Below are 10,859 nucleotides of genomic sequence, written 5' to 3' on the forward strand. Positions count from 1 at the left end.
GTGTTAGTTCAATAAAATTAAAACACCAATGTTGTACAATAATGTGCTTCGATTGGTGTTTTTTATCAACATTGATGTATTAATTTTCTAATGTATTATAGCACATAAACAAGTTTTAAGGGCTAAAATGGATTTATCAAATGATGTGTTGTATACTAAAAATAACATATATAAAGGATTAAACTATGAATATAGATAAAAAGATAATAATGGGTGTAAGAAATAAGAATGCGGATGCGAAGAAAGAGCTTATTTCATTGACGCGAAATCATTTGGTACAAACAATTTATAAGCGTTATATTGGTTTAGAGGAAAAAGAAATCAATGACATCTTACAGGCAACGTATACATACGCATTTATGAATATGGATAAATTGAGTGATGATAAGAATTTTTTGAAGTGGATCACGGTTTTGTTGAATAAACAATTGCGTGAGTATATGCAGGCTAAAGAACATACAGGTATAACTACGGCTTTACGTGGACTTCCTCAATATAGACAATCGGATGTGGATGATTGTTTAAATGAGATGCCAGAAAATCAAAAGACAGTGACAATCATGCATTGTCTAGGAAAATTGAAAGAGAAGGATATCGCAAATCGTTTAAAGATGAGTGAAGAGGGGGTGGCTCGTTTGTTGAAGAGTGGTAAACAAAAAGTAAAGGATGTATTAGATAAGAAGTGACAATGATATTTATTATTGTCCTTTTTTTTGATTTCGCATAAAATGTAAGCATATGAAAAGAGAAACAAAAAGAGTATTGATACTATCACTTAAAATAGGCGTAGGAAGTGCCATCGCAATTATATTAGCCTACTTTTTTAAGTTGGATAATCCAACAAGTGCTGGAACGATTGCACTATTGTCTTTGTTGACGACAAAGTGGGGGACGGTGAAGCTTGTTCTTAGAAGAATTTCCACATTCTTTGTGACAATTCTATTCTGTTTTATTTTCTTTGAACTTATTCCAAGCCATTGGATAGCCTTTGGACTTGTGATTGCGTGCTTAGTTGGGCACAGTGAGAAAATGAAATGTCAGAATACTTTAAGTGTAAATGCGATGATTGCAGTGCATTACTTGAGTTATTTGGATTTTAGTCTTCACTTCATGATGAATGAGTTTTATTTGATTTTAATTGGTGCCATTATCGCATTCTTATTGAATTTGGTTCATGATTATAGTGGAGAAGAAGAGTATTTGAATTCTTGTATGATTTATATGGAGGACAAGATTCAGAGCTTGATGTATCAAATTGTTCATTATATTCAAAGTGAGGAAAGAAATACAACAATTTGGAAAGAATTAGAGGATATTAAAGAGCAAGCTGAAAAATATATTCATATTGCGATGGAATATCAGGATAATACGTTTACGAATTTGCCAGATTATTATATTCGTTATTTTGAGATGCGTGCTTTACAGTGCGATATTCTGCATATGCTGCATTATAAAATTCGAAAGATTCGTGAAATGCCAAAAGAGGCGCATGAATTGGCGAATTATATTGAATATTTAATTCCGTTTATTCATGAAAAAAATGATCCTCAGCCTCAAATTAGTTCGCTTCATAAAATGTTGAAAGACAAACAGAGTGAAGCTCTTCCTGAAAGTCGAATTGAATTTGAATCAAAGGCGATGCTTCTACATATTTATATGGATTTAGAAGAGTTTTTATACACAAAGAAGAAGTTTATTGATCAAACGACAGAGGAACAGAAAAAATTGTATTGGAGATGATTTAGATGAAATCAATTGTTATTGTTACTATTGTTTCTGTTATAGTTTCTATTGGAATCTATAAAGGAATTCGTAAAGTATTATATAAAAAGGATGTCACAAATAAGGCAAGTTTTGCCAGATTAATAAAATATGTTTTGGTTTTTATTAATGGAATGATTTTTCTTGGACAATTTGAACAGACCAAACCTATTATGTCCTATCTTGCTGCATCCAGTGGAGTGGTTGCCCTAGTTTTAGGTGTTGCCGCTAAAGATGCCTTTGGAAATCTATGTAGTGGTTTAATGATTTTAACATTTAAACCATTTGTCGAGGGCGATTTAATTAAAGTCAATCAAGGTGAATTGATTGGGTATGTTGAAAGTATTCGTTTTCGTCATACGATCATTCGTACGTATGAAAGTAATCGTATTATTGTGCCAAACTCAACATTGAATTCGGCTACGATTGAAAATGCATTTTTTCAGGATGCGCGAAAGAATAACTATTTAGAAATTGAGGTTTCTTACGGAACGGATATTGATTTGGCGATAGATATTTTAAAGAGTTTAGTTGAAAAAACAATGGGAGAATATGATATTGAAAGTGAAACTCCAATTGAAGTAAAAGTAATCAATTTTTCTGCAACCGGCATTGATCTACGTGTTGTTGTTCCAAGTAAGACAAGTCTAGATGGTTTTGATATGCTCGCAAAGATTCGTTATGAACTTGTAAAAGAGTATGGAAAAGCCAATATTCATTTTGGAAATTATTCAGTAGAGGTAAGTCAATCATGATAAAAGTATATACAGAAGTATTGGGTTTTAATAATTTAATGTATCGATACATGAGTTTACCTAACTCATTATCTTTAGCGGATTTAGCTTATTATACATTAGCATCTTATTTGTCTGAAGAATATGCGGACTTTGTGATTGAAGTGAATGGTATCCCTTTTGTATGTCCAAATTGTGAGGATGAACAATTTAATAAGTTACCTTGTGCTTCATCAATCCAGCCTGATTTCAAAGAGGGAGATACATTTAAGATGGTTTATAATTTAGAAGAGCCATTTGAGATTGAAATTCAAGTTGAAAAAGTGGATGATATAGAAGAAGATGCGAATGTGGTCAATGGTCGTGGCTTTGCGATATGGGATGGCTTTAAAGAGTTTCAGGATTATTATTATCAGTCCATGGAATTGTTTAAAGAATATGTCGAAGCCAATGAGATGAGTCTTTCGGATTTTCCAGTAGATGAAGATTTAGATATCGTTGAATTGAATAAGGTGTTGGAATATAACTTTGAAGAATTAAAAGATGTGTATGAGGGTGAGTAGATGAAAGTATATGAAATGAGTTTTCGTGACATGAATCAGAAAATGGTGGAAATCCACGGCATGAAAATGGTTAAGCTTTTAGAGAAGATGAGGTTAAAGCTAGATAATCTATATGGTGCATTAATGTATGGTTATATCGATCATAATGCGGGCTTTATTTTTGAAATCGTAGCTTTGGAAACAAAGAAACGCAATATTGAATATCGCATTGTACCGATTGGTGTATCGTGCAAGATTCCTCGTTTTGATGTGCAGGAAATGGATATTCAAATCTTGGATAATGTGAATGTGGAATTGTTCCAGGATAAGATTGATATGGTCGAAAAGGCCACAGAAGTTTCTAAGGAATTAGAAGAGCTTCGTTTATATAAAGAGTTGGATCCATCAAGACATTTAGAGTATCCAGATGATATCATGGTGTATTTTCTAGACGAAGGAAAAGATGTGGAGGCATGTTGGGTTCGTCTGGAAGGAATACAAGATGGAAAGATGTACGGAACTGTATTAACGGCTTTACATCAGAATTTTGGTGTAAAAGAAAAGGATACAATTTATTTTGGCATGACAGAAATGGAAGATCACAAATTGGCGTGTGTATGGGTGAAAGAAGATGAATAAAGAGGATTCATTATATTCGATTTATGTACAAATATTAAAAGAAGAATTAGTGATGGCTATGGGCTGTACAGAGCCTATTGCGATTAGTTATGCGTGTGCTAAGGCAACGCAAGTGCTAGATCATTTACCAGATCGTATTGTTGTTAAGGCAAGTGGCAGTATTATAAAAAATGTTAAGAGTGTGATTGTACCTCATACAAATGGCTTAAAAGGGATTGAAGTTGCAGCTGCTGCAGGAGCTCTATATGGGGATGCCGACGCCAAACTTGAAGTGCTTTCTAGGGCAACACGTGAACAAATTGAAGAATTGCCTGAATATGTTCAAAATACAAATATTACCGTACAGCACATTGAACAAGGGCATGTATTCGATTTAGAAATCCATGTGTATTATGAACAAGAACATGCCAGTGTTCGTATTGTAGATACGCATACGAATATTGTACAAATTGAAAAAAACTGGCAAGTTATTTTTGAAGATAAGACGACGAGTTTAGAACTTAAAGCCGATCACAGTGCTTTGATTATGAAACAGATTTGGGATTTTTCACAAACTGTGGATATTGATGATGTAAAAGAAATACTAGATCGTCAAATCACTTGTAACATGGCCATCGCAAATGAGGGGATTCATAATTCGTATGGTGCAAACATTGGTCATGTGATCTTGAATATGGATTCAGATTGTGTAAAGACAAGGGCCAAAGCTTATGCGGCGGCTGGATCCGACGCAAGAATGAATGGGTGTGAACTTCCAGTTGTGATCAATTCAGGAAGTGGAAATCAGGGGATTACTTGTTGTGTGCCTGTTGTTGTGTATGCCAAAGAATTAGATTGTACGCAAGAACAATTGTATCGTGCTTTGGTTTTATCCAACTTAACAGCTATTTACATTAAAACAGGTATTGGTACTTTATCGGCATTTTGTGGTGCTGTTAGTGCTGGAGCTGCTGCGGGTGCTGGTATTGCCTATTTACATAATGGAACTTATAAAGAAATTCAGCATACAATTGTCAACGCATTAGCCATCCTTTCGGGTACGATTTGTGATGGGGCTAAGGCTAGTTGTGCAGCTAAGATTGCTTCTAGTGTAGATGCTGGTATTATGGGGTACTATATGTATAAAAATAAGCAACAATTCTATGCAGGTGATGGAATCGTTGCTCATAGTGTGGATGAAACAATTCAAAATATTGGAACACTTGGTTCTCAAGGAATGCTTCAAACAAATGATAAAATTATTGAGATGATGATTTCTTGCGATTAAAAGTAGATAAGCGAATGATTAACTGTGGTTCATATTCCATATGGACGATACGTTTTCGTTCGCTTTTTGTTTGTTCTAAAAGAATATCAACAGCTTCTTTTCCTTTCTCACAAGCACCGTGGTCAACACTTGTAAGTTGTATTTGAGGAAAATCAGCTTCCGGAATATTGTCAAATCCGGCTACACTTGTTTTAATGTTGTGATCTTTTAAACAGGCTAAGATGCCTAAGGCCGTCATGTCATTATTTCCAATATAGGCATCGTATTTATCACTTAAGATTTGTTTCGTTAAACGATACCCATTTTCGTATTCTCTTTTTTCGATGGGGTATAATTCAAATTGTTTAGACGAGTTAAAAAATACTTGTGTATTTGACAAGACACTTTTAACTCCTTCATATCTTTCGTTTCGCCCAATTTCCGTTGTATCTAATGGACTTGATATATACGCAATCTTTTTGTGTCCTAGCTGTTTTAAATGGTTACCTAATAATTTACCACATTTAAAACTGTTGAGTTCAATGGAATCACAATCAAGATTTTTTGGCTTATCCCCGATAATAATGCACGGTATTTGTTTGGAAAGTGCATTCCATTCATCAACAAATTTTGGGGGATATAGAAGAATGATTCCACATGGCTTTAATAGTTTTAAGTTAGAAAGGGCGTGCTTTTCAAGATCATCTTTTCGCAATGTAGAAATAGTAAAGATTTGTGTTTTTGTCTTACTAGCCTGTTCAATGATACTTGAAACAACCATAGAATAATACGAATTGGATAAGTTGGAACAAATCACGACAATCGTATTTTTTGCGTTTGAATACCTTTTTTTAACTTCTGGCTTTTTATATCCCATTTGTTTGGCTGTCTTTTTGACGAGATTTACTGTTTCTTCTTTGAAAGATACATTCTTATTCTCACTTAGAATCATAGATACAGTGGATTGCGATACATTTGTGGCTTGGGCAATATCGCGTGTAGTTACTTTATTTCTTTTTCCCATAATAAGCCTCTTTTGATTTATTTTGATTAATAAATCGATTACTAATCAAATCATTAATCAATTTCTATTTTTATCTTACACTATTTTATTTGGTTGTCCAACTATTAATCAATATTTTGATTAATAAAATGGACTTTTTTACACATTTGAAATGAAATAAAAATAAGCGTATCGTAACTTTGAAAGAGGTGCGAACTATGTACGATTGTATAATCATTGGAGCAGGTATTAGTGGTTGCTCATTAGCGTTTGAGTTAAGTAAATATAGTGGAAAAGTATTATGGCTAGAAAAAAATAATGATGTGGCCGATGAAACAACTAAGGCCAATAGTGCTATTATTCATGCGGGGTATGATCCAGAGCCAGATACTTTAATGGCAAAATATAATATTTGGGGTAATAAAATCATTCCTACTTTATGTAAAGATTTGGATGTTCCATGTAAGAATATTGGTTCTTTGGTTGTTGGATTTAGTGAAGAGGATGATAGGACCATTGAAATGTTATATAAGCGTGGTGTACAAAATGGTGTTGAAAATCAGCGTATTATTAAACAGCCTGAGCTATCTGTTATGGAACCCAATTTAAATCCAGACTGTACAAGCGCTTTATATGCACCAAGTGCATGTATTATCAATCCTTGGCAGTTTGCGATCGCATTAAGTGAAGTGGCAATTCAAAATGGTGTAGAGCTACGTTTGAATGAAGAGGTTACGAGTATAAAAAAAGATGGAGATATCTTTATTGTGAATGATACATACAAAGCTCCATTGGTTGTAAATTGTGCGGGTGTTATGTGTGATCATGTAACTGGACTTATTAAGAAACCAGATTATAAGATTACGCCAAACAAAGGGGAATATTATTTATTAGATAAGTCACAAGGAAACTTGGTTCATCATGTTATTTTCCAATGCCCTACAAAGATTGGTAAGGGTGTATTGGTAGCTCCTACAGTAGATGGAAACTTAATTGTGGGTCCTACAAGTACAAATACAGATGCAAATGATTATTCGACAACGTCTGCAGGATTAAAAATAATTCGTGAAAATGCGTTTAAATCCGTACCGAATATGAAGCTTCAAGAAAATATTCGTACGTTTGCGGGATTGCGTGCAAGAAGTGATACAAAAGATTTTATTATTGGCGAAGATAAAGATGTACATAATTTCTTTTTGATTGCCGGAATGGCAAGTCCAGGCTTAAGTAGTGCGAGCGCAATCGCATTAGACATTGTGAGAATGATGCAGGAAAAAGACTATTTCTTAAATTTAAAAAAGGATTATGTTTCTACAAGAAAAGTAGTTCGTTTTAAAGAAATGTCACATGAACAAAGAAAAGAATATATTGAAAAACATCCTGAGTATGGTCGTATTATTTGTCGTTGTGAAACCATTAGTGAAGGAGAGATCCTTGATGCGATTCGTCGAAGTCCAAAACCAGTTAGTTTAGATGGAATCAAACGTAGATGTAATGCCGGCATGGGAAGATGTCAGTCAGGATTCTGTGGACCTAGAGTCCAGGAAATTCTAGCTAATGAGTTGGGTGTTAGTCAGTTAGATATTGTTTTGGATAAGAACGGTTCTTATATTTTGTGTGGAAGAACAAAGGAGAATGGCGATGAATAATAAGTATGATGTAGTAGTCATCGGTGGTGGTCCTGCTGGTCTTGCCAGTGCAATCGCCGCAAGACAAAATGGTGCCAAGTCCGTTTTGATTATTGAGCGTGATAAGGAACTTGGTGGGATTTTAAATCAGTGTATTCATAACGGTTTTGGCTTACACCACTTTAAAGAGGAATTAACAGGTCCTGAATATGCAGGAAAGTATATTGAGGAAGTTGATAAAACAGATATTGATATCTTATTGGATACAATGGTAATTGAGATTACGCCAGATAAAATGGTGTATTGTTCAAGTAGTATTCATGGATATTTAATGATACAGGCTAAATCTATTATTTTAAATATGGGTTGTCGTGAAAGAACACGTGGTGCAATTGCGATTCCAGGCACAAGAGCTTCTGGTGTGTTTACGGCTGGTGCAGCTCAGCGATATGTGAATATTGAAGGTTATATGCCAGGTAAAAGAGTTGTGATCTTGGGTAGTGGTGATATTGGTTTGATTATGGCGCGAAGAATGACTTTGGAAGGTGCAAAAGTTTTAGCTGTTGTTGAGGTTATGCCGTACTCAAATGGTTTGAATCGTAATATTGTTCAGTGTCTACATGATTATGATATTCCATTGTATTTAAGTCATACAATTACGGATATTGTGGGTAAGTCTAGAGTGGAAAAGGTTGTTGTTTCTAAGGTGGATGAAAATAGAAATCCAATTGAAGGAACAGAAATGGAATTTGATTGTGACTGCGTTTTATTGTCAGTTGGATTGATTCCAGAAAATGAATTGTCGAATGAATTAGGCATTGAAATGGATCCAAGAACACATGGCCCTATTGTTTATGAAAATATGGAGACTTCTATGGAAGGGGTATTCGCATCAGGTAATGTTGTGCATGTGCATGATTTAGTGGATTTTGTAAGTTTGGAAAGTGAAAAGGCTGGAATGGGTGCTGGTCGATATGTTTCAAATGGCGAAGTATCTAAGGATCGTGTCGTAAGGACGATAAATGGAGATAATATTTCGTATGTAGTTCCTCAATATATTCGTAAGGATAATGTAGAAAAGAGTGTTGAACTTTCTTTCCGTGTAAGAAGACCAACGCAACAGGTAAATATTGTCGTGAAGGATGGGGATACAGTCATTGCGAAATTTAAAAAGGAACATGTGATTCCAAGTGAAATGGAGAAGGTATCAATTCCTAAAATATTGCTTGAAAAGGCAGATAAAGAATTGGTTGTATCTATTGAGGAGGATGCGTAATGAGAGAGTTAATTTGTATAACATGTCCCAAGGGTTGTCATTTAAAAGTTGATGAAGAAAATGATTATAAAGTAACTGGAAATGGTTGTCCTAGAGGTGCAATCTATGGAAAGAAAGAGTGTACGCATCCAACTTGTGTTGTGACAAGTACTGTGAAAATTGTGGGTGCTGAGATTGAAAGATTGAGCGTGAAAACCAATGGGGATATTCCAAAGGAAAAGATTTTTGATGTGATGAAGGAATTGAATCGTGTGGTTGTGAAGGCACCTGTGCATCGTGAAGATGTAATTGTTTCTAACATTTGTGGTACGGGTGTTGATTTAGTTGCGACGAAAGACTTATAATATGGCTGTTAAAAAAGGGGAGCTTTTAGGCTGAGAGTAGGTTTGTCCTAGACCCTGTAACCTGATTTGGATAATGCCAACGTAGGGAATATATCTTTTTGATAGTGAGCTGCAGATTGGGTTTCTGTAGCTTTTTTTCTTGGTGGAGAAAATATGAATTATTCTATTTTTGATGTGGATGGAACAATACTGGATTCAATGGAAGTATGGAATACTTTGGCAAGTCAATATGTTCAAAGTTTGGGGATGGTTCCCGAAAAAAATCTTGATGAAATTGTTTCAGATATGAGTTTAGAACAGAGCGCAACATACTTGAAGAATCATTATAAAATCAATAAACAAGAAGAACGAATCATTTCTGAGGTATTGAATTTTATATCAGATTTTTATGAGTATGAAGTGAACCTTATGCCTGGGTTTAAAGAGTTTATTTCACATTATGATTCGATTAATGTGATTGGTACAAGTTGTGATGAAGAGCTTGTAAAAATTGCGCTGAATAGACTGGCTGTATTGAATTATTTTGAAGATATTATAACTTGTTCAAAGGTGAATAAGTCAAAGAATGATCCGGATTTTTATTTAGCTTGTGCACAAGTTTTAAAACAAAGACCAGAAGATATAGTGGTGTTTGAGGATGCAGATTATTGTATAGATGTGGCGAGAAAAGTCGGATTTAAAGTGATTAAAATAAAAGATTGGAGAGATTTAAATGAAAAGTGCATTAACGATTGCGGGAAGTGATTCGAGTGGAGGAGCAGGCATTTAGGCAGATATCAAAACCATGTGTGCTAACCATGTGTTCGCAACAAGTGCAATCACGGCATTAACAGCGCAAAACACATTGGGAGTAACGGGTATTATGGATGTAACACCTGAATTTTTAGGTGAATAACTAGATGCAGTATTTACAGATATTTATCCGGATGCGGAAAAGATTGGAATGGTATCAAGTTCTGGTTTGATTGAAATGATCGCAAAGAAACTTAAGGAATATAAGGCAGAAAATATTGTCGTTGATCCTGTGATGGTTGCGACAAGTGGTGCTAGATTGAATAGTGAGGATGCGATTGAAACATTGAAAAAAGAATTGTTGCCTTTAGCTACTTTGATTACTCCAAATATTCTGGAAGCAGAAGTGCTTTCTGAAATGGAAATTACGGATGAGGCTAGTATGGTTGAAGCGGCTAAAAAAATCAGTGAAAATTTTGGGTGTGCTACTTTAGTTAAGGGTGGTCATCAAATCAATGATGCGAATGATTTATTGTATAGAAACAATTCATATGCTTGGTTTAAAGGGAAACGTAACAATAATTCAAATACACATGGGACGGGCTGTACTTTGTCGAGCGCAATAGCATCAAATCTTGCGAAGGGATATGATTTGGATACTTCGGTAAAACGAACAAAAGAATATATTTCTGGGGCATTAGGAGCAATGCTTGATTTGGGCAAAGGCTCAGGTCCTATGGATCATTCGTTTGCGATAGACAATGAATATACAACAGAATATGAAGGATAATAAGAAAACCATTCTAGTGTTGGCGTCTAGAATGGTTTCTTTTTGTTTAGTATTATTTTTAGGAGAGAGATATGAATATTGGTTTATTTCTATATTCATTGCCTTATCTTTAAGGCACTTATAGAATAACATTCCATGTTGTCATAATTTTAGTATAACTTTGG

Annotated in this window: 11 protein-coding genes, 1 pseudogene and 1 riboswitch; of the genes and pseudogenes, 11 read left to right on the forward strand and 1 reads right to left on the reverse strand. The window is 34.7% G+C overall.

Annotated features, from left to right (window positions below; genetic code table 11):
* Positions 1-185: 185 nt before the first annotated feature.
* From ACZQCL_RS02920 to ACZQCL_RS02945, 6 genes are read left to right on the forward strand one after another with little or no spacing between them, the layout of a single operon-like run.
* Positions 186-686: an RNA polymerase sigma factor gene (locus tag ACZQCL_RS02920; protein WP_288028987.1), complete on the forward strand. Its 501-nt coding sequence runs from the start codon at positions 186-188 to the stop codon at positions 684-686.
* A gap of 52 nt (positions 687-738) precedes the next feature.
* A complete protein-coding gene (locus tag ACZQCL_RS02925) occupies positions 739-1,740 on the forward strand; it encodes an aromatic acid exporter family protein (RefSeq protein WP_482481806.1) in 1,002 nt (333 codons plus the stop codon).
* Between the two features lie 5 nt (positions 1,741-1,745).
* On the forward strand, positions 1,746-2,516 hold the full coding sequence (locus ACZQCL_RS02930; protein WP_227992713.1) for a mechanosensitive ion channel family protein: 771 nt from the start codon (positions 1,746-1,748) through the stop codon (positions 2,514-2,516).
* The gene (locus ACZQCL_RS02935; RefSeq protein WP_227992712.1) at positions 2,513-3,058 is read left to right on the forward strand and encodes a hypothetical protein; all 546 of its coding nucleotides are present in this window, start codon (positions 2,513-2,515) and stop codon (positions 3,056-3,058) included. The genes ACZQCL_RS02930 and ACZQCL_RS02935 overlap by 4 nt, the downstream gene beginning before the upstream one ends.
* The gene (locus tag ACZQCL_RS02940) at positions 3,059-3,676 is read left to right on the forward strand and encodes a hypothetical protein (RefSeq protein WP_482481807.1); all 618 of its coding nucleotides are present in this window, start codon (positions 3,059-3,061) and stop codon (positions 3,674-3,676) included.
* Complete coding sequence (locus ACZQCL_RS02945) at positions 3,669-4,943, forward strand: L-cysteine desulfidase family protein (RefSeq protein WP_227992711.1); 1,275 nt, start codon at positions 3,669-3,671, stop codon at positions 4,941-4,943. The genes ACZQCL_RS02940 and ACZQCL_RS02945 overlap by 8 nt, the downstream gene beginning before the upstream one ends.
* Here ACZQCL_RS02945 and ACZQCL_RS02950 read toward each other — a convergent pair.
* Complete coding sequence (locus ACZQCL_RS02950; protein ID WP_154556480.1) at positions 4,915-5,946, reverse strand: LacI family DNA-binding transcriptional regulator; 1,032 nt, start codon at positions 5,944-5,946, stop codon at positions 4,915-4,917. The two genes, ACZQCL_RS02945 and ACZQCL_RS02950, sit on opposite strands and share 29 nt — an antisense overlap.
* A 197-nt stretch (positions 5,947-6,143) precedes the next feature.
* On the opposite strand from ACZQCL_RS02950, the gene ACZQCL_RS02955 reads away from it, so the two are divergent.
* The 5 genes and pseudogenes from ACZQCL_RS02955 (at position 6,144) to thiD (ending at position 10,695) form a co-directional block, all read left to right on the forward strand.
* Positions 6,144-7,574, forward strand: a complete 1,431-nt coding sequence (locus ACZQCL_RS02955) for an NAD(P)/FAD-dependent oxidoreductase (RefSeq protein WP_288522924.1) — start codon at positions 6,144-6,146, stop codon at positions 7,572-7,574.
* Entirely contained in the window at positions 7,567-8,829 is a 1,263-nt protein-coding gene (locus tag ACZQCL_RS02960; RefSeq protein ID WP_288522925.1) for an NAD(P)/FAD-dependent oxidoreductase, read from the forward strand. The genes ACZQCL_RS02955 and ACZQCL_RS02960 overlap by 8 nt, the downstream gene beginning before the upstream one ends.
* Positions 8,829-9,173, forward strand: coding sequence for a DUF1667 domain-containing protein (locus ACZQCL_RS02965; RefSeq protein WP_482481808.1), 345 nt, complete (start codon positions 8,829-8,831; stop codon positions 9,171-9,173). The genes ACZQCL_RS02960 and ACZQCL_RS02965 overlap by 1 nt, the downstream gene beginning before the upstream one ends.
* A gap of 5 nt (positions 9,174-9,178) precedes the next feature.
* Positions 9,179-9,279: riboswitch (TPP riboswitch) on the forward strand.
* A gap of 47 nt (positions 9,280-9,326) precedes the next feature.
* Complete coding sequence (locus tag ACZQCL_RS02970; RefSeq protein WP_227992706.1) at positions 9,327-9,917, forward strand: HAD family hydrolase; 591 nt, start codon at positions 9,327-9,329, stop codon at positions 9,915-9,917.
* Positions 9,918-9,948: 31 nt separating this feature from the next.
* Positions 9,949-10,695, forward strand: a pseudogene (thiD, locus tag ACZQCL_RS02975) (bifunctional hydroxymethylpyrimidine kinase/phosphomethylpyrimidine kinase).
* Positions 10,696-10,859: the final 164 nt, after the last annotated feature.

The organism is Holdemanella sp. (assembly GCF_056804935.1).